This window comes from Dactylosporangium sp. CA-092794 (genome assembly GCF_050948465.1).
Lineage (GTDB): Bacteria > Actinomycetota > Actinomycetes > Mycobacteriales > Micromonosporaceae > Dactylosporangium.
Map to the genome: position 1 here is coordinate 6,602,984 of NZ_CP192044.1, position 18,808 is coordinate 6,621,791.

General features: G+C 73.3%; 16 protein-coding genes. 10 read left to right on the plus strand and 6 right to left on the minus strand.

Annotated elements, in window-relative coordinates; translation table 11 throughout:
- Positions 1–504: 504 nt before the first annotated feature.
- From ACQPXD_RS27960 to ACQPXD_RS27975, 4 genes are read right to left on the minus strand one after another with little or no spacing between them, the layout of a single operon-like run.
- Complete coding sequence (locus ACQPXD_RS27960) at positions 505–1,698, minus strand: ROK family protein (protein ID WP_432824283.1); 1,194 nt, start codon at positions 1,696–1,698, stop codon at positions 505–507.
- A 49-nt stretch (positions 1,699–1,747) separates the two neighbouring features.
- The gene (locus ACQPXD_RS27965) at positions 1,748–3,007 is read right to left on the minus strand and encodes a sugar ABC transporter permease (protein ID WP_432824284.1); all 1,260 of its coding nucleotides are present in this window, start codon (positions 3,005–3,007) and stop codon (positions 1,748–1,750) included.
- Positions 3,004–3,774: an ATP-binding cassette domain-containing protein gene (locus ACQPXD_RS27970; RefSeq protein ID WP_432824285.1), complete on the minus strand. Its 771-nt coding sequence runs from the start codon at positions 3,772–3,774 to the stop codon at positions 3,004–3,006. The genes ACQPXD_RS27965 and ACQPXD_RS27970 overlap by 4 nt, the downstream gene beginning before the upstream one ends.
- 54 nt (positions 3,775–3,828) lie before the next feature.
- A complete protein-coding gene (locus tag ACQPXD_RS27975; RefSeq protein ID WP_432824286.1) occupies positions 3,829–4,917 on the minus strand; it encodes a sugar ABC transporter substrate-binding protein in 1,089 nt (362 codons plus the stop codon).
- 156 nt (positions 4,918–5,073) lie between these two features.
- Here ACQPXD_RS27975 and ACQPXD_RS27980 point away from each other — a divergent pair, with 156 nt between their 5' ends.
- Together ACQPXD_RS27980 and ACQPXD_RS27985 are read left to right on the plus strand one after the other, a co-directional pair.
- Positions 5,074–5,832: a M15 family metallopeptidase gene (locus tag ACQPXD_RS27980; RefSeq protein ID WP_432824287.1), complete on the plus strand. Its 759-nt coding sequence runs from the start codon at positions 5,074–5,076 to the stop codon at positions 5,830–5,832.
- Positions 5,833–5,874: 42 nt separating this feature from the next.
- Positions 5,875–7,404: a PQQ-binding-like beta-propeller repeat protein gene (locus ACQPXD_RS27985; RefSeq protein ID WP_432824288.1), complete on the plus strand. Its 1,530-nt coding sequence runs from the start codon at positions 5,875–5,877 to the stop codon at positions 7,402–7,404.
- A gap of 101 nt (positions 7,405–7,505) precedes the next feature.
- Here the strand turns inward: ACQPXD_RS27985 and ACQPXD_RS27990 are convergent, their stop codons facing one another.
- The gene (locus ACQPXD_RS27990; protein WP_432824289.1) at positions 7,506–7,907 is read right to left on the minus strand and encodes a hypothetical protein; all 402 of its coding nucleotides are present in this window, start codon (positions 7,905–7,907) and stop codon (positions 7,506–7,508) included.
- Positions 7,908–9,278 carry a KamA family radical SAM protein gene (locus ACQPXD_RS27995; RefSeq protein WP_432843978.1) on the minus strand — a complete coding sequence of 457 codons (1,371 nt, stop codon included), beginning with the start codon at positions 9,276–9,278 and terminating at the stop codon, positions 7,908–7,910.
- Between the two features lie 95 nt (positions 9,279–9,373).
- Here ACQPXD_RS27995 and ACQPXD_RS28000 point away from each other — a divergent pair, with 95 nt between their 5' ends.
- Genes ACQPXD_RS28000 through ACQPXD_RS28035 form a run of 8 tightly spaced genes read left to right on the plus strand, consistent with a single transcriptional unit; the run spans position 9,374 to position 17,850 of the window.
- The gene (locus ACQPXD_RS28000; protein WP_432824290.1) at positions 9,374–10,441 is read left to right on the plus strand and encodes a zinc-binding alcohol dehydrogenase; all 1,068 of its coding nucleotides are present in this window, start codon (positions 9,374–9,376) and stop codon (positions 10,439–10,441) included.
- Entirely contained in the window at positions 10,438–11,940 is a 1,503-nt protein-coding gene (locus tag ACQPXD_RS28005) for an amidohydrolase (protein WP_432824291.1), read from the plus strand. The genes ACQPXD_RS28000 and ACQPXD_RS28005 overlap by 4 nt, the downstream gene beginning before the upstream one ends.
- A gap of 13 nt (positions 11,941–11,953) precedes the next feature.
- Entirely contained in the window at positions 11,954–13,534 is a 1,581-nt protein-coding gene (locus ACQPXD_RS28010) for a lysine 5,6-aminomutase subunit alpha TIM-barrel domain-containing protein (protein ID WP_432824292.1), read from the plus strand.
- Positions 13,535–13,577: 43 nt separating this feature from the next.
- The gene (locus ACQPXD_RS28015; RefSeq protein WP_432824293.1) at positions 13,578–14,921 is read left to right on the plus strand and encodes an AAA family ATPase; all 1,344 of its coding nucleotides are present in this window, start codon (positions 13,578–13,580) and stop codon (positions 14,919–14,921) included.
- Complete coding sequence (locus ACQPXD_RS28020) at positions 14,905–15,516, plus strand: RloB family protein (RefSeq protein WP_432824294.1); 612 nt, start codon at positions 14,905–14,907, stop codon at positions 15,514–15,516. Before ACQPXD_RS28015 ends, ACQPXD_RS28020 begins: the two co-directional genes overlap by 17 nt.
- Positions 15,513–16,247: an OAM dimerization domain-containing protein gene (locus ACQPXD_RS28025; protein WP_432824295.1), complete on the plus strand. Its 735-nt coding sequence runs from the start codon at positions 15,513–15,515 to the stop codon at positions 16,245–16,247. Before ACQPXD_RS28020 ends, ACQPXD_RS28025 begins: the two co-directional genes overlap by 4 nt.
- Complete coding sequence (locus tag ACQPXD_RS28030) at positions 16,244–16,627, plus strand: hotdog domain-containing protein (RefSeq protein WP_432824296.1); 384 nt, start codon at positions 16,244–16,246, stop codon at positions 16,625–16,627. Before ACQPXD_RS28025 ends, ACQPXD_RS28030 begins: the two co-directional genes overlap by 4 nt.
- Positions 16,624–17,850 carry a glutamate mutase L gene (locus tag ACQPXD_RS28035; RefSeq protein ID WP_432824297.1) on the plus strand — a complete coding sequence of 409 codons (1,227 nt, stop codon included), beginning with the start codon at positions 16,624–16,626 and terminating at the stop codon, positions 17,848–17,850. Before ACQPXD_RS28030 ends, ACQPXD_RS28035 begins: the two co-directional genes overlap by 4 nt.
- Positions 17,851–18,808 lie beyond the last annotated feature (958 nt).

The following is an 18,808-nucleotide window of genomic DNA, read 5'->3' on the forward strand; positions in this document are numbered from 1 at the left end:
CAAACCCGGTCGGTGTTGGCCGACGGGCTCGCGGTCGGTGTGGTCGCGGCTACGCGGGGTGTCCCGGCCGCGCCAAGCGCGAGGCCGGCCGGCACGCCCCAATGCCGCAGCGCGATCACCTCTCAGGCGGCGGGCCCTGCACCCGCGCGGCGCGGCACGGTGCAGGGACCGGAAGTCTCCGTGATCATGCGCATCCGTGCGTCGACACCAACGGTTTTTCATGATCGTGGAGCGCTGATGTACCCCCCGTGTACCACAAGTCTCCTGGATCATGGCAAACCCGGTGTGCGGTCACCGCGGGCAGCATGATCACGCAGACATACGTCCGGTCCGGCCGTGCGGATCGCAGGTTGCGCCCGCCTGGTGCGACATCCGCACCGGGGGGCGGCGCCGATGACCGCCGGTGGCCACCGATGACCAGCCTGTGCCGGGCGCCGGGCATCAACCAGCACGATCAGGCGCTGGCCTCCTTACGGCGGGCGGCCGAGGGGAGCGGGGGCTGGGTCAGCCGTGGTCGAGGGGATCGGCGAACAACGGCTCGAAGGCCAGTTCGGCGGCGCCGATCAAAGCGGCGTCCTGGCCCAGTTGCGGAGTGCGCAGGCGGACGTGTTCGCGGCACGCCGGGAGGCCGTTGCGGTTCAGGCGGCTGCGGACCTGGGCGGCCGAGGCCAGATAGACCTCCCGGAGGGTGCCGCCGAAGATGACCATCTCCGGGTTGAAGATGTTCACCAGGTTGGCCACGCCGAAGCCGAGCCAGTCGCCGACCTGGCGCATCGCGGCCTGGGCCGTGTTGTCGCCGCGGGAGGCGGCGTCGACGACGGCGAGGATGCCGTCGCGGCCGGCGGTCGGGTTGCGGCCTGCCGCGGCCAGCAGGGCGTGCTCGCCGATCTCCGTCTCCCAGCAGCCGTGCGAGCCGCAGCTGCACGGCTTGCCGGTCGGGTTGACGACCATGTGGCCGACCTCGCCGCCGTAGCCGCCGTGGCCGGTCACCGGGCGGCCGGCGGCGATGATGCCGCCGCCCACGCCGGCGTCGCCGTAGAGGTAGACGACGTTGTCGCAGCCGACGGCGGCGCCGCGGGTGTGTTCGGCCAGGGCGGCCAGGTCGGCGTTGTTGCGCACGGCGACCGGGCGGGCGTCGCCGATGAGGGCGGCCAGGGCCTCGCCGAGGGGCTGGTCGACCCAGCCGAGCTGCGGGCCGAGGCGCACGAAGCCGTCGTCGCGGCGGACCATGGCCGACACGGCGGCGCCGCTGCCGATCAGGCGGGCGCCGGCGACCGTGCTCGCGGTGGCGTGGACCTTGCGGATGAAGTCGGCGATCGGGGCGACGACCGTCGCGGCGTCGTGCTCGCCGCGGGGGCGGGCCGCCTCGAAGCGGTCCAGGAGCACGCCGCCGAGGCCGACGCGGGCGGCGACGATCCGGTCGACCTCGACGGCGAACGCGTACACGTAGACCTTCTCCGACTCCGGGCGCACCACCAGCGACGGGCGGCCGGCCCGGCCCCGCTGCTCGCGCGGCACCCCCTCGCTGACCAGGCCCGCGGCGGCCAGGTCGGCGGTCAGCGCGCCGATCGTGCTGCGGTTGAGTCCCAGGCTCGCGGTGAGGTCGGCGCGGGACATGGCGCCCTGGAGGTGCACGGAACGCAGGAGCGCTCCGAGGTTGCTCCGGCGGATCTCCTCCTGGCTGGGGCCAACGCGCATGCTCGGCTTTCTTGACAAGGGGTGCGGTTGTGAGCCTAGTCGGTGTGGCTTATCGCAGTCCCGCGGCGGCGGCGCGGCGGCGGGTCAGCGCGTCGATGCCCGCGGCCAGCAGCAGGACCACGCCGGTGACCACGTACTTCGTGCCGGGGCTGTAGTCCATCAGGCCCATGCCGTTCTCGATCACGGCCACCACCGCGCCGCCGAGGACGGCGTTGAGGACCCGGCCCTTGCCGCCGAACAGGCTGGTGCCGCCGATCACCGCCGCGCCGACCGCGTAGAGCAGCACGTTGCTGCCGCCGGTGTTCGGGTTCACCGACGCGTCGCGGGACGCGGCCACGATCCCGCCGACCGCGGCCATCGTCGAGCAGATCACGAACACGGCGATGCGGATCGCGTCCACGTGGATGCCGGCCCGGCGGGCCGCCTCCCGGTTGCCGCCCACGGCGTAGACGTGCCGGCCGAACGCGGTGCGGTTGAGCACGAACGTGCACACGGCCAGCAGCACCCCGAGGATCAGCACGATCATCGGCACGCCCCGCTGCGAGGTGGCGTCGTTCTTGGCCCGTTCCAGGTTCAGCGTCCACACCGCCGCGCCGAGCAGCACCGCGACCGTGCCGACCCGGATCGCGATCACCGAGCGCGGTTCGGCGGACAGGCCGTGCCGGACCCGGCTGTAGCGCTTCCACAGGTGCAGGGCCAGCATCCCGGCCACGGTGACGCCGTAGAGGACCCAGCCCTGCTCGGGGGTGAACCGCCCGTCGAAGTTGATTTTCTTGATGGTGGGGTCGTCGACGGCGACGATCGTGCCGCCCTTCATCAGCAGCAGCACCGCCCCCTGGAAGGCCAGGAACGCGGCGAGGGTGACCACGAACGACGGGATGCCGAGCTTGGCCACCAGCACCCCGATGGTCAGGCCGATCGCGGCGCCGGTGAGGATCGCGCCGAGGACGGCGACGTACCAGGGCAGGCCGAAGTTCGTCAGCAGCACCGCCAGCACCGAGGCGCACACGCCGCTGGCGAACCCGGCGGACAGGTCGATCTCGCCCAGCAGCAGCACGAACACCAGGCCCATCGCGATCACCGTGACCGCCGCGCCCTGGTTGAGCAGGTTGGAGAGGTTCCCGGCGGTGACGAACTTGGGCCGGGCCACCGCGAACGCGATGGTCAGGGTGAGCAGCCCCAGGACGGCGGGCAGGGCACCCATGTCGCCGCCGCGGACCCGGGCGACGTAGTCGCGGGTGTAGGCGGCCAGGCCGGTCGCGGGGCGGGACCCGGCCTGCTCCCGCTCGGTCAGCGTGGACAGGGTCATACCGCCGCTCCGTTCCGCCGCAGGCCCAGGTCGCCGCTGCGGCCGGTGGTGATCAGCTCGACGATCTGGGAGTGGGTCACGTCGGTGGCCCGCACCTGCGCCGCCATCTGGCCGAGGTACAGCGCGGCGATGCGGTCGGCCACGGCGAACACGTCGTTCATGTTGTGCGAGATGAGGACCACCGCCAGGCCGTTGTCGGCCAGCCGCCGCACCAGCTCGAGCACCTGGGCGGTCTGCGCCACGCCGAGGGCGGCGTTGGGCTCGTCGAGGATGACGATCCGGTTGTTCCACAGCACCGCCTTGGCGATGGCGACCGTCTGGCGCTGCCCGCCGGACAGGCTGGACACCGGCGCCCGGACCGACACGACCCGCACCGACAGGCTGGCCAGGGTCTCCGCGGCCCGCTGTTCCATGGTGATGTCGTCGAGGACGAGGCCGCGGCGGATCTCCCGGCCCAGGAACATGTTCTGCACGATGTCGAGGTTGTCGCACAGCGCCAGGTCCTGGTAGACGATCTCCACGCCGAGGGCGGCGGCGTCGCGGGGGCCGTGCACCGAGACCGGCCGGCCGTCGAAGAGGTACTCGCCCGAGTCGATCGAGTAGATCCCGCCGACGCACTTGACCAGCGTCGACTTGCCGGCGCCGTTGTCGCCGACGAGGGCGGTGACCTGCCCGGCGTACACCGAGAAGTCCACGTCGCGCAGCACCTGGACCGGGCCGAAGCTCTTGGAGAGCCCGCGGATCTCCAGCAGGGGTGTGTCGGTCACGTCGCTCCTTCACGGCGTCGGGCCCGGCGGATCCCCGATGCGAGACCCGGTACGTTACTTGATACCTGCTTGGACGCACTTGGCGGCGAACTCGCCGGTGCACACGTCCGCGGCCGCGACGTAGCCGTCGTCGATGACGTCCTTGACGTTCTGCCTGGTGATGGCCTTGGGCTCGAGCAGGATCGCGTCGACATCCCGCTTCGCCTGCGGATCGTGGACCTTGCTGTCGGTGACGCCCGTCTCACCCCGGGCCAGGCCGATGGCGAGCTTCGCCGCGGCGGCCGCCTCCCGCCGCACGTCCTTGTAGACGGTCATGCACTGGTCGCCGTTGAGGATGTTCTGCAGGCCCTGCGCGGTGGCGTCCTGCCCGGTCACCGGGATCCGGCCGTTGAGTCCCTGCTTCTTCAGCACGTTGATCGCCGCGTTCGCCAGGCCGTCGTTGGCGGCGATCACCCCGGAGATGTCCGGCTCGGCGGTCATCATCTGCTCGAACGCCGTCCCGGCCCGGGTGTTGTCCCACTCCTCGATCCACTGGTCGGGGCCCTTCACGTACTCGCCGGCGTCGAACTTCGGCTGCAGCACCCCGTCGTAGCCCTGCTTGAACAGGGTCGCGTTGTTGTCGGTCTGGGAGCCGTTGAGCTCCGCGATCACCGGCCTGGCGATCTTCGCGTCGGCGAGGCAGCGGACCAGGCCCTGGCCCTGCAGGGTGCCGACGGCGGTGTTGTCGAACGACACGTAGTACCGTGCCGACCCGCCCAGCGTCAGCCGGTCGTAGTCGATCGTGGCGACCCCGGCGTTGCGGGCCTTGTCCAGCACCGCCTTGCCGGTCCCCGAGTCCAGGTTCACGATCATGAGCACGTCGACGCCCTGCGTGATCATCTGCTCGGCGAGGGTCATGAACGCGCTCTTGTCGTTCTGCGCGTTCTGGATGTCGTAGTCGACCCCGGCCGCCTTGAACGCGGCCGCCAGGTACTTGCGGTCGGCGGTCTCCCAGCGGGCCGAGGACTTGCTGTCGGGCAGGATGACCCCGATCCGTGGCCGGTCGCCGTGCCCGCCGGTGCCGGACACGTCCGCCGTGCACCCGGACAGGCCGCCGGCCGCCAGCGCGCCAACGGCCAGCAGGGACAGCATGCCTCCGCGCATCGCCACGGCATCCTTTCCGGGTTCGGGGTGTGCGGAGGGCAACGTATGGCGCGCCGTTGCCGCACACAAGGGTCGCCGCCCGTAACGATTCCGCAAAGCGGCGGCAATCCACCGCGGTCACGTTGCGTGACGGATCGGCATCATAGTATCTGCGGCATGGCGGCGAGGTTCCCGGCACACCGGATCGGCGGGCTGCTCACGGCGGCATTCCTGGCCCTGGTGGCCGGCTGCGGCGGGCCGCCGGCCCCGGCGACCGGCGTCGCGGCGAGCCCGCCGGCGAGCGGGTCGCCGGCCGGATCCGCGGCGGCGGAGGCTTCCGGGAGTACCCCCGCGGCGGCAACGGCGGCACCGGAGGACTTCGCCGAGGCGTTGCCCGCCCCGCTGCGCCGGGCCATGACCGGCGTGTCGTGGCGGCCCGGCTGCCCCGCCGGCCTCGACGACCTGCGGCTGCTGCACGTGTCCTATGTGGACTTCGACGGCCGCGTGGAGCAGGGGCAGCTGGTGGTGAACGCCGCCATCGCGCCGGCCACGCTGCGGGTGTTCGCCCGGCTGCGGCAGGCCCGGTTCCCGATCCGGAGCATGAACCTCATCGAGCGGTACGGCGGCAGCGACGACGCGTCGATGGCCGCCGACAACACCTCCGCGTTCAACTGCCGCAACGTCCCCGGCACCAGCCACTGGTCCAACCACGCCTACGGCCGCGCCGTCGACGTCAACACCGTCGAGAACCCCTACCTGCCCGCCGGGCAGGTCATGCCGCCGGCCGGGCAGGCCTACCTGGACCGGCGCGACGTGCGGCCCGGCATGATCGTCGCCGGCGACCCGACCGTCCGGGCATTCGCCGCGGAAGGGTTCAGCTGGGGCGGATCCTGGCGTAACGGCACCGACTATCAGCACTTCGAAAAACCCGCGTAACGGAGGAACCGCGACCTCGACACGGATCTTCATACTGTGCGCATGTCACCAGTGGGCGTCTTCCGGCTCGTCGTCGCCGGCATGCTGACGCTGATCGTCGGCGGGATCGCCACCACCGCCTACGCCCTGCACCGGGCCGGCGAACGGGCGGAGGCCACCCCCGCGCCGTCCGGGACGGGCGCCGCCGTGTCCGCGGCGCCGCCGTCGTCGCCGCCGGCGGCGCCGTTCACCGGCTGGTCCGACCCGGCCGGCGTCGGCAAGCCCTACGGCACCAAGGTCCCCGGGCTGCTCACGTTCCGCGGCAACCCCACCCGCACCTACTACGGGCAGGGCCCGGTGCCCCGGACCACGCCGGTGCGCAAGTGGCAGTTCCCGAAGTCCGGCGGGCTGTGCGCGATGTCCACCGACAAGGGCAAGACCACCCAGTGGTGCGGCACCGGCTGGACCGGGCAGCCGGCCGTGTTCGAGCGTGACGGCCGCACCTGGGTCGTGTTCGGCGCCTACGACCGCGGCATCCACTTCCTCGACGCGGCCACCGGCGAGCGGATCCTGCCCGACTTCAAGACCGGGGACATCATCAAGGGCAGCGTCACCGTCGACCCGGACGGGTATCCGCTGGTGTACTCCGGCTCCCGCGACGGCTTCTACCGGATCATCGCCATCGACCGGGGCGAACCCAAGGAGCTGTGGAAGCTCGCCGCCGACGCGGTCAAGCCCACGCTGTGGAACGACGACTGGGACAGCTCCGGGCTGATCATCGACGACTACCTGCTCGAAGGCGGGGAGAACAGCCAGTTCCACATCGTCAAGCTCAACCGCGGCTACGGCCCCGACGGCAAGGTCACGGTGAATCCGCAGCTGGTCTTCCACACGCCCGGCTGGGACGAGCAGGAGCTCAAGGACGCCGGCGACACCGACGTGTCGATCGAGAACTCGGTCGCCGTGTACAAGGACACCGTGTACTTCGCCAACTCCGGCGGCCTGGTCCAGGGCTGGGACCTGTCCGGGCTCAAGACCGGCGGCACCCCGGCGCGGACGTTCCGGTTCTGGACCGGCGACGACACCGACGCGTCCGTGGTCGTCGACGCCGACGGGTACCTCTACGTCGGCTCCGAGTACGAGAAGGGCAACGCCCGCTCCCGTGAGGTCGGCCAGATGCTCAAGCTCGACCCGGCCAGACCCGACAACCCGGTGGTGTGGTCGATCAAGGACCAGGGCGGCAAGCCGGCCGGGATCTGGGGCACCCCCGCCCTGTACCAGGACCTCGCGGTCTACGACACGACCGGCGGGGACGTGCTCGGCGTCGACCGGGCCACCGGCGCCGTCCGCTGGCGCTTCCACCTGCCCGGCGGCGAGACCTGGCAGTCGCCGGTGATCGTCGACGACACCCTGTTCATGGGCGACTGCGCCGGCACCATGCACGCCTACGACGTGGCCGACACCCACGCCGACCCGCGGCCGCTGTGGGAGGTCAAGATCGGCGGGTGCATCGAGTCGACGCCGGCGGTGTGGAAGGGTGCCCTGTACTTCGGCACCCGGGCCGGCGCCGTCCACGCCCTCGCCGTCTCCTGACTTCGGTACTTATGGTCCTAGCTTCCTAGGACACGGAAGACGACGTGGCTCCGCCACGCCTGAAGAACCACACCCCGCCGCTACGCGGCGGACTTTCCGGTTTAGGACGGTGACGGGGCCGCGGCCTGGCAGGCGACGACGGCGTCCAGGTGCCAGCCGAGCCGGCGGTCGGCGCGGAAGGTCAGCACCGCCACGGTCTGCGCCTGCCGGTCGAAGGCGATGTCCTCCCGGTCGTCGCTGTGGAACAGCCGGTGCTGGCCGGCGAGCAGCTCGGGGGAGCGGGCCCGGGCCCACGCCGCGGCCAGCTGGTCCGGGGTGCGGGTCTCGCGGGTCGCGGGGGCGGCGGTGGCCTGCGCGCCGGCGATCGTGGTGCCGGGGGAGCAGCGCAGGTGGGCGGCGGGGTTGAAGCGGGCGCCGTCGCGGCCGCCGGCCCAGTTGACGTAGGTGAGCAGCGCCGCGGCGGCGAGGCTGACGCCCAGGAGGCGGAGGACGGTGCGGCGCACCTACTCAGCGTGCTCTTTCCGCCACCAGTCGGCGCCGGTTTCGGGCAAGGTGTCGATCGGGTCGTAGTACGGGTAGGTGCGGTCGAGTTCGGTGCCGTCGTCCTCGATGCTGGTGCGGTAGTTCTTCGTCCAGTAGCTGATGCCGCGTTCCCGGTCGTAGTCGGTGACCATGTGCACCCAGCGTTTGCCGACGTAGGGCACGTCGCAGACGATCCGGGGGGTGGCGTAGCCGGGCAGGTAGCCCATGATGTCGTGCTGCAGCCGCTGGGCCTGCCAGACCGCGACCCGCCAGTGCTCGGCGCCGGGGATCATGTCGCACATGTAGAAGTAGTACGGCAGGATGCCGGCTTCGCCCTGCAGGGCGAAGCACAGGTCGAGCAGGTCGGCGGCGGTGGCGTTGACGCCGCGCAGGAGCACGCCCTGGTTGCGCACGTCGCGGACGCCGACCTCGAGGGCGGTGCGGGCGGCCCGGGCGACCAGCGGGGTGAGGGACTGGGCGTGGTTGACGTGGGTGTGGATGGCGAGGTTGACGCCGCGGCGGGCGGCGGTGCGGGCGACGCGCTCGAGGCCTTCGACGACGGTGGGCTGCAGCCAGTGCTGGGGCAGGCCGGCGAGGGCCTTGGTGGCGAGGCGGATGTCGCGGACGGTGTCGATGTCCAGCAGCCGCATGAGGAAGGTTTCGAGCTGGTGCCAGGGCAGGTTGGCGACGTCGCCGCCGGAGACGACGACGTCGCGGACCTCGGGGTGGGTGCGCAGGTAGCCGAGGATGGCGTCGTGGCGGTCGGTTGGCCGGCCGGCGAGGCGGAGCTTGGTGACGGCGGGGGTGCTGTTGCCGACGAGGTCCATGCGGGTGCAGTGGCCGCAGTACTGCGGGCAGGTGGCGAGGAGTTCGGCGAGGACCTTGGTGGGGTAGCGGTGGGTGAGGCCCTCGGCGACCCACATGTCGTGCTCGTGGAGGGAGTCGCGGGTGGCGTAGGGGTGTGACGGCCAGGTGGGGTGGCGGTCGGTGGCGAGGGGGAGCATGTAGCGGCGGACGGGGTCGTGGCGGAGGGTGTCGTCGGTGGGGGTGGCGGCGGGGACCATGGTGTTGATCATTTGGGGTGGGACGAGCATGGACATGGTGGCCTGGCCGGCCTGGTCGGCGGCGAGGTCGGTGTAGAAGGCGTCGGTGACGGTGCTGCCGAGGACGGTGCGGAGCTGGGCGACGGTCTTGACGCAGTGGGCGCGTTGCCATTGGGCGTTGTCCCACTCGTCGCGGGTGACGGTGGCCCAGCCGGGGAAGCGGCGCCAGTCGGGTTCGGTGAGTGCGTGGCGCTGGTAGACGTATGGCTGCACGGTCCGCTCCCTGTGGTTTTTCCGTCCTGAGGGCAGCGTAACGGGATTTCTTTCGTCGGGCGACCCGTGCTTGGAGGAATTCCTGTGCTGGCGGTATTCTGCGGGAAAATCTTCGGGGAAGGGGTGTGGGGTTGAGCTCGCCGATCGGGTTGCACCGGGTGCTGTCCCCGGCCGGGGTGCTGCCCCAGGCCGCCCAGCGCCTCGACGCGTCACCGGCGATCGCCGACGACGAGGTCCGGCTGCGGGTCGAGCGACTCAACCTCGACGCGGCCAGCTACCGGCAGCTCGCCGCCGAGCACGGCGGCGACGGCGAGCGCATCCGCGCCGCCGTGCTCGGCATCGTCGAGGCCCGCGGCAAGATGCACAACCCGGTCACCGGCTCCGGCGGGATGCTCATCGGCACCGTGGAGGCGGCCGGGCCCGCCTCGCCGCTGGGCCTGACCCCCGGCGACCGGGTCGCGACCCTGGTCTCGCTGACCCTCACCCCGCTGCGCATCAGCGACGGGCTGCGCGCCTGGGACGGCCTGGGCGAGCAGGTGCCCTGCGCCGGGCACGCCATCCTGTTCGCCCGTTCCGTCGCGGCGGTACTCCCCGCCGACCTCGACCCGCGGCTCGCCCTGGCGGTCCTGGACGTGTGCGGGGCGCCGGCCCTGGTCCGGCGCACCCTCACCGGTCTGCTCGAGCGGCGGGACGGGCCGGTGCGGGTCGCGGTGCTCGGCGCGGCCGGCAAGAGCGGCAGCCTCGCCCTGGCCGCCGCCCGCGACACCGGCGGCGCCCGGGCCGTCACCCTCGGCGTGGTCCGCGACGCCGCGGAGGCGGCGCTGCTGGCCGGGACCGGGCTGGCCGGGACGGTGGTGGCCGGTGACGCCCGCGACGCGGTGGGCCTGGCCGCGCTGCTGGACGCGCACGGCGGGCCGGCGGACCTCACCGTCGTGTGCGTCGACGTGCCCGGCTGCGAGCACGCGGCGATCCTCGCCACCGCCCCGGGGGGCACGGTGGTGTTCTTCTCGATGGCCACGTCGTTCCCGGCCGCGGCGCTGGGCGCGGAGGGGCTCGCCGCGGACGTGACGATGCTCATCGGCAACGGCTACGTGCCCGGCCACGCCGGCTACGCGCTGGCCCTGCTGCGATCCGACAGTGCGGTGCGGCACCTCTTCCGCGCGCGGCTGGAGCACCGGTTGGCAGACTGGGCGGCATGAAGACCCTCTACCGCGGTGGACGCGTGCACGCACCGGCCGACCCGTCCGCGACCGCGTTGCTCGCCGACGGCGGCCGGATCGCCTGGCTCGGCCCGGACGCGGAGGCGCCGGGCGGCGCCGACCGGGTCGTCGAGCTCGACGGGGCCCTGGTCACGCCGGCGTTCGTCGACGCGCACGTGCACACCACCGCGACCGGGCTCGCCCTGCGCGGCCTCGACCTGTCCGGGACCCGGTCCGCGGCCGAGGTCCTCGCCGCGGTCGCCGCGCACGCCGCGACCCTGCCGGCCGGGGCGGTCGTCATCGGTCACGGCTGGGACGAGTCCGGGTGGGCCGACCAGGCCACGCCCGGCGCCGCCGAGCTCGACGCGGCCGGCGGCGGCCGGGCCGTCTACCTGTCCCGGGCCTGCGTCCACGCGGCCCTGGTCTCCTCGGCGCTGCTCACCGACGCGGCGAAGGCCGCGGCCGGGTTCGACGCCGGCGGGTGGCTGCGCCGCGACGCCCACCACGTGGTGCGGGCGGCGGCGTTCGCGTCGATCACCCACGGGCAGGTGCTCGACGCGCAGCGGGCCGCGCTGCGGCACGCCGCCGGGCTGGGTATCGCCGCGGTGCACGAGTGCGGCGGGCCCGGCACGTCCGGGGAGGCGGACTTCACCGCGGCCCTCGCGCACGGTCCCGGCTATCCGCGGGTGTTCGGGCTGTGGGGGGAGGCGGGTGCGGCGGGCAAGGCCCGCGAGCTCGGCGCGTACGGCGCGGCCGGGGACCTCTACGCCGACGGCGCGCTCGGCGCCCGCACCGCGCACCTGGCCGCCGACTACCACGACGAGCCCGGTGGCCGCGGCCACGGCTATCTCACCGCCGGCCAGGTCACCGACCACCTCGTGGCGTGTGTCGAGCACGGGGTGCAGGGCGGGTTCCACGCGATCGGTGACGCGGCGCTGGGCACGGTGCTGGCCGGGTTCGCGGGTGCCGCGGCCCGGGTCGGGGTGGAGCGGCTGCGGGCCGGGCGGCATCGTATCGAGCACGCGGAGCTGCTGGACAAGGCGGCGATCGCCCGGTTCGTGGAGTACGGCATCGTGGCGTCGGTGCAGCCGGCGTTCGACCGGCTGTGGGGCGGCGAGCACGGCATGTATGCGCAGCGGCTCGGGCCGGCCCGGGCGCTGGCGGCGAACCCGATCGGGGCGATGGCCGGGGTCGGGGTGCTGCTCGCGTTCGGTTCCGACAGCCCGGTCACGCCGCTGGACCCGTGGGGTGGCTGCGGGGCCGCGGCCGGGCACCACAACCCGGTCCAGCGGATCGGGGCGAAGGCGGCGTTCGCCGCGCACACCCGCGGCGGGTGGCGGGCGGTCGGCGCCGACGACGAGGGTGTTCTGGACCCGGGCGGGACGGCCACGTTCGTGGTGTGGGACACCCGTGACAGTGTGACCGGGGTCATCGGCGGCGGGCACCGTCCGGCGGCGCGGCTGACCGTGCTGCGCGGCGAGACGATCTTCGAGGCGTGAGGGGGCGGCGGCGGTGAGCGGGAAGCTGCGGCTGGATGCGCGGACGGTGGCGCGGGCCCGGCGGCTCGCCGCGGCCGCCGGGGCGCCGGTCGTGGACCTGGCCCGGACGCATACGACGGTGGCGGTGGAGCGGGCCACGTTGCGGCTGGCCGGGGTCACCGGCGCCGACCCGGACGGGATCCCGTGGGTGAACCGGCTCGTGGACGCCGTCGCCGCGGACACCGGCCTCGGCCACGGGGTGGTGCTGCCGGTGTTCGACGCGCTCACCCGCGACGGCCATGCCGACCTCACGCTGCTGGCGCAGAAGGCGGCCGCCGGGAGTGTGCGGTTTGTGGTACCCCCGGAAGGAAAGCAGGCGCGGGCGAGGCGGTCGGCGGCGGCGGCGATCGGCCGCGGCGTCGCCCGGATCGACCGGCGGCGGCGGGAGCGGGACCGGCTCGTGGCCCGGCTCGGGGATCCGCCGCGCCGGCCGTGGATCTACCTGATCGTCGCCACCGGCGACATCTACGAGGACATCCCGCAGGCGCAGGCGGCCGCGCGGGCCGGCGCCGACGTCATCGCCGTGATCCGCTCCACCGGGCAGTCGCTGCTGGACTACGTGCCCGAGGGGGCGACCCGGGAGGGGTTCGCCGGCACCTACGCCACGCAGGAGAATTTCCGGCTCATGCGGGCCGCGCTGGACGTCACGTCCCGGGAGGTCGGCCGGTATGTGCGGCTGACGAACTACGCGTCGGGGCTGTGCATGCCGGAGATCGCGGCGCTGGCCGGGCTGGAGCGGCTGGACATGATGCTCAACGATTCGATGTACGGCATTCTGTTCCGCGACATCAACCCGATTCGCACGTTCGTCGATCAGCGGTTCTCCCGGCAGATCCACGCCCGCGCGGGGATCGTCATCAACACCGGCGAGGACAATTACCTCACCACCGCCGACGCGGTCGACGCCGCCCATACGGTGACCGTGTCGCAGCTGCTCAACGAGTATTTCGCGCACGAGGCCGGGCTGGCGGACTGGCAGCTGGGGCTGGGGCACGCGTTCGAGATCGACCCGGACCGGCCCGAATCGTTCCGGCTCGAGCTCGCGCATGCGCTGCTGGCGCGGGAACTGTTTCCGGGGGCGCCGCTGAAGTGGATGCCGCCGACCCGGCACATGACCGGCGACGTGTTCCGCGGCAATCTGCTCGACGGGTTCTTCAACCTCGCCGGGATGCTCACCGGGCAGGGGATTCTGCTGGTCGGGATGATGACTGAGGCGGTGGTCACACCGTGGCTGTCCGACCGGGACATCGCCCTGCAGAACGTGCACTACGTGCAGCGTGCCGCCGGGAACCTGCACGAGGACTTCACCCCCGGCCCGTTCATCCGGGACCGGGCCGCGGCGGTGCTGCGGGAGGCCGTCGAGCTGCTCGAGCGCATTTCCCGGGAGGGGTTGCTCGCGGCGATCGCGGACGGCACGTTCGGGATCATGAAACGGCCCCCGGACCGGGGCAAAGGCGGTGAAGGTGTGGCGAAACGCGAGCCCGATTATTGGAACCCGACAGAAAACCTGCTCCGCACGGCCCCGCCAGCCGAGCGGAAACCGGCAACTGGTTGAACACTGTGCCGTGGAGGAGCCCTCAAGGCCGACGGGAGCATTCATGCTGCGCAGTTTCCGCGTGAGCAATCACCAGTCGATCCGCGACGAGCACGAGCTGTCCCTGCTGCCCGCGCACGACAAGGACCGCAGTGTCGTGCCGGTCGCCGCCGTTTTCGGATCCAACGCCGCCGGGAAGTCGAGCCTGCTGTCCGCGATGCGGTTCATGCAGTCGGCGGTGAAACTGTCGTTCGCGACCTGGGAGCCGGACGCCGGGGTGCGGCGTGCCCCGTTCCGGCTCTCGCCCCGCTCGCTGCTGGAGCCGTCGGGGTTCGTGGCCGACATCATGGTCGACTGGGTGCCGCACGTGTACGGGTTCACCGTCGACGACGAGCGGGTGCAGACCGAGTGGCTGTACACGTATGCGAAGCGGCGCAAGAAGGTGGTCTTCGAACGCGCCGGTGACAAGGTCGAGTTCGGGACGACGTCGGCGGAGGCGAAGGCCCGCAACAAGTTCATCACCGGCATGCTGCGCCCCAATGCGCTGTTCGTGTCGACCGCCGCGCAGGCGCTGCACCCGGACATCAAGCCGCTGTACGACTACTTCGCGCAGCGGATCACGTTCCTGCCGGTGGCGCAGGAGATCGTCACCGCGGCGCTGTACCGGAAGCTGGCCAACGGCGCCCCGGAGCGGGAGACCCTGGTCGACCTGCTCCGCGCCGCCGACGTCGGGATCGCCGACATCCGGGTCGTCGACGCCGGCTGGCGTGACCGCTCCCAGGACGCCGAGGAGTCCGCCGAGGTCGCCCGGGCCGAGCTCGCCTCGGCCAGTGGCCGGCGGCGGCTCGAGCTGGCCGAGCACGTCGCCTACTACGACTGGCTGACCGTGCTGCGCGAGGCGCGCAGCCTGAGCCTGGAGTTCTACCACGGCCGGGACCGGGCCCCGCTGTCGCTGGAGCACCAGTCGGAGGGGACGCGGGCGTGGCTGCAGCTGGTGCTGCACTCCCGCGACGCGCTCGACCGGGGCACCACCCTCGTCGTCGACGAGCTCGACGCGTCGCTGCACCCGCGGCTCACCACCCGCCTGGTGCGGCTGTTCCAGTCGCGGCGGACCAACCCGCGCGGCGCGCAGCTGATCTTCTCCTCGCACGACGCGACGCTGCTCGGCACCGCGATCGGGGAGGACGTGCTGCAGCGGGACCAGGTGTGGTTCGTCGACAAGGACAACGACGGGGCGACCAGTGTCTATCCGCTGACCGACTTCCACCCCGAGCGCGGCGAGGACGTCGAGCGACGCTACCTCGGCGGCGCCTACGGGGCGGTGCCGGTCGTGTCGGAGCTGGCGTTCCGGCGGGCGATGCGGGAGAAGGACGAGGAGGAGGTACCCGGCAATGCCCTTTCCGCGTGAGAACGCCATCGCCCGGCGCGTGCCCTACCGGCCGGCGCGGCGCCGGCAGCTGGTCATCGGCGGGCTGGCCGAGGTGTCGTACCTGACCGGCCTGTACGCGTTCTGCGCCAACCCGGCGGTGCAGGTGCACCACGCCCCCGACCCGATCGCCCCGGCGCACCTGGTGGCGCTGGCCGAGGAGTACCAGACCCGCCACGGCGACGCCGTCGACGAGGTGTGGGTCCTCCTCGACGGCGAGGACCTCGACTGGAACGACGTGGCCGGGCACGCCGACCAGGCCGGTATCCGGCTCGCGGTGTCCAACCCGTGTTTCGAGACGTGGCTGCTGCTGCACTTCCACGACAAGCCGGTCCCGGCCGGGGACCGTGACGCCGCGATGCGGCTGCTGCGGCAGTACCTGCCCGACTACGACCCGCGGCGGCTGGACTTCACCGACTTCCGCGACGGGCTCGCCGACGCCGTCGACCGGGCCAAACCCCTCGCCCTGCGGTTCGAGACCGAACTGGCCGGGCTCGGCGCCGCCCCGCCGAACCCGTATACGGGGGTGTGGGCGCTGGCCGAGAGCATCGCCACGAAGAAGGGCCACGCCCGGTGAACGAGGTCGTCCGCCCCTACGGCGACACCACCGGCGACGGGATGATCCAGGTGTCGTTCACGCTGCCGCTGCCGGCCGGCAAGCGCGGCGAGGGCGCCGCGCTGCAGTTGGCCGGGAAGATGGGCGTCGACCCGGCCATGGTCGTGCACGCCCGCCCGATCGGCGCCGGGCACACCTTCTACGTGGTGTACGGGCGGGTCAACCACCTCGTCGAGCCCGGCACGGTGGTCGTCGCCGAACGCGACTACCCGCTGCTGTCGCCCAAGGACGTCAACGCCGCCATCCGCGCCCGGCTGCGGCGCAAGCTCGTCGTGGTCGGCGCGTGCATCGGCACCGACGCGCACACGGTCGGTATCGACGCGATCCTCAACGTCAAGGGCATCGCCGGGGAGAAGGGCCTGGAGTACTACCGGGAGATCCGGGTCGTCAACCTCGGCGCCCAGGTGCCCGTCGCCGACCTCGTCGACGCCGCCACCGCCGAGAAGGCCGACGCGGTCCTCGTCTCGCAGGTCGTCACCCAGAAGGACGCCCACCTGCACAACACCCGGGCGATGTCGGCGGCGTTCCGGGAGGCGTTCCCGCCGGCCCGCCGGCCGCTGCTCGTCGCCGGCGGGCCCCGGTTCGACGAGCTGATGGCCGCCGAGCTCGGCGTCGACCGGATCTTCGGCCGCGGCACCACCCCCCGCGAGGTCGCCTCCTACCTCGCCCACGCCGCCGGGGGCCGCCGGTGAGCCTCGAAGGGACCACCGTCGTGCACCGCCGCTACGTGCCGCACAGCCACGCCCACTACGGCGGGAACCTCGTCGACGGCGCCTACAGCCTCGCCCTGTTCGGCGACGCCGCCACCGAGCTGTGCATCCGCACCGACGGCGACGAGGGCCTCTTCGCCGGGTACGGCACCGTCACGTTCCACGCCCCCGTCCACGCCGGCGACGTCGTCGAGGTCACCGCCCGGATCGTCCGGCAGGGCACGCGCAGCCGCACCGTCGAGTTCACCTGCCACGTCACCTGCCGCGGCAACCCCGGCCGGGGCCCGTCGGCCGCCGACGTCCTCGACCCGCCGGTCCTCGCCGTGTCGGCGACCGGCACCGTGGTCGTCCCCGCCCCGTGACCGCCCGGGCCGCCTGCCTCGACGTCGGCTCCACCGACACCAAGCTCGCCGTCGTCGACCTCGACACCGGCGACCTCGTCGGCACCGCCACCCACCCCACCACCCTCGGCGGCGACGTCCTCGACGGCGTCGACGCGCTGCTGGCCGCGGCCGGGCCGGTCGACCGGGTGTACTGCTGCTCCTCCGCCGGGGGCGGGCTGCGCCTCGCCGTCGTCGGCAACGAGGCCCTCGTCTCCGCCGACGCCGCCCGCCGCGTCGCCCTGTCCGCCGGGGCCCGCGTCGTGCACGTCGCCGCCGGCCCGCTGTCCACGGCCGACGTGCGGGCGTTGCGGGCGGCCCGCCCCGACGTGCTGCTGCTGGCCGGCGGCACCGACGGCGGCGACACCGGCACCCTGCTGCACAACGCCCGCCGCCTCGCCGCCGCCCGCTGGCGCGTCCCCGTCGTCGTGGCCGGCAACGCCGACGCCCGTCCCGAGGCCGCCGCGCTGCTGGCCGCCCGCGGCTTGCCCGTCACCGCCACCGGCAACGTGCTGCCCCGCATCGGCGTCACCGACCCCGGCCCGGCCCGCGCCGCCATCCGCGACATGTTCATCGGCCACGTCATCGGCGGCAAACGGCTCTCCCGCGGCACCCGGTTCGCCCGCATGATCGACGCCGCCACCCCCGACGCCGTCCTCGCCGGCGTCGGCGTCCTCGCTGACCGGCTCGGCGGCGACCTGCTCGCTGTTGACGTCGGCGGCGCCACCACCGACGTCTACAGCGCCCTCGTGCCCGGCACCCCGCCGCCCGACGCCGTCGCCGGGGTGCTGTGGCGGTCCCGGACCGTCGAGGGCGACCTCGGCGTGCGCTGGAACACCGGCGGCATCCGCGCCGCGGCCACCGCCGAACGGCTCCCGCTCGACGACACCACCCCGCTCGGCCTGGCCGCCGCCGCGGTGACGGTCGCGGTGCGCCGCCACGCCCGCGGGGGACGCGACCTGCGCGACGTCGTGTCGGTCGTGGCGTCCGGCGGCGTGTTCCGGCATGCTGAACCGGCCGCGGCCGCCGCGGCGCTCGCACCGGCCCTGCACGACCACGCCGGCGGGTGGGCGCTGCCCCGCGCGCCCCGCGTCACGGTCGACGCCGCCTACGTCCTCGCCGCCGTCGGGCTGCTCGCCGCCGACCACCCCGGCGCCGCCGCCCGGCTCGCCGCCACGACCGGTGTGAAACCCGGCCGGCGGTAGGGTGATTTCCCCCACCCCGGTCACCCACCGTATCCGGACGGAGCGTAGTTGACTGGATGCCGTGCGTGTCCGTGCGGGTGAACGGGGACCGACACGCCTGAACGACACGCCGCCGGGCCGAATTACATCCCGCGAGGCGGTTGACATCCACCCGGCGGCTGCGCGTACCGTCTTTGCGTCCTACTTCGGGACGGATGACCGCGGTTCGCTACTCCCCACTGCCGGCTGGCCGGACGTCCACGTCAACCCGGCGGGACGCCACCGGACCAAGGCGGCGGGGGTCGGCGGGGGCCGCGAACCGGGCATCCACCGGTGTCAGGGCAGGGGGGATCACGCGACCAGTAGACAACGGCACGACCCGGGCAGCCAGCCCGCGCCGCGCCGGAACGAAGGCCGCGCACGAACGTCACTGCCGCACCGGCCGGACACAGGGCCTGGGAGCGCGGGGCGCGGCCGCAGGGTCGCGCCCCCATCTTCAGCCCGCGGCCGCCCAGCGCCGCCTGGCCGCGGCCACGCCAACTGGGCACCCCGGGCTGCAGCTCCCGGCCCTCCGCCGGCCACCCGGCACGGCCCTTCGCCAGCCACCTCGCCACGGCCGCCTGGGCTCTCCGTCAGCCACCTCGCGCCACGGCTGCTCGACGCCGCCTCCGTCCGCTCGACATCACCCCGGGCCTGCGCCGCCGCCCGGTCCCGCGCTGATCAGCCCCGCCTCTGCGCGGGGCGGGGCGGACGTATGTCTCCGTGATCATGATGTGCGCGGTGACCGCAGACCGGGTTTGCCATGATCCGGGAGACTTTCGGCACACGGGGGTACATCAGCACTCCGTGATCATGAAAAACCGTTGGTGTCGATGCCCCGGTGCGCATGATCACGGAGACTTCCGGTCGCTGCGCCACACGCCGCGGCGGCCAATGCCCGGCATGCGCCGGTCGTGCCGGACTTTTGGGCGTCGGGCGG

Coding starts and splice junctions, on each gene's coding strand:
- ACQPXD_RS27960 (WP_432824283.1), bottom strand. CDS start 1,698: ATGCGCGTTGGCCCCAGCCAGGAGGAGATCCGCCGGAGCAACCTCGGA.
- ACQPXD_RS27965 (WP_432824284.1), bottom strand. CDS start 3,007: ATGACCCTGTCCACGCTGACCGAGCGGGAGCAGGCCGGGTCCCGCCCC.
- ACQPXD_RS27975 (WP_432824286.1), bottom strand. CDS start 4,917: ATGCGCGGAGGCATGCTGTCCCTGCTGGCCGTTGGCGCGCTGGCGGCC.
- ACQPXD_RS27980 (WP_432824287.1), top strand. CDS start 5,074: ATGGCGGCGAGGTTCCCGGCACACCGGATCGGCGGGCTGCTCACGGCG.
- ACQPXD_RS27985 (WP_432824288.1), top strand. CDS start 5,875: ATGTCACCAGTGGGCGTCTTCCGGCTCGTCGTCGCCGGCATGCTGACG.
- ACQPXD_RS28005 (WP_432824291.1), top strand. CDS start 10,438: ATGAAGACCCTCTACCGCGGTGGACGCGTGCACGCACCGGCCGACCCG.
- ACQPXD_RS28015 (WP_432824293.1), top strand. CDS start 13,578: ATGCTGCGCAGTTTCCGCGTGAGCAATCACCAGTCGATCCGCGACGAG.
- ACQPXD_RS28020 (WP_432824294.1), top strand. CDS start 14,905: ATGCCCTTTCCGCGTGAGAACGCCATCGCCCGGCGCGTGCCCTACCGG.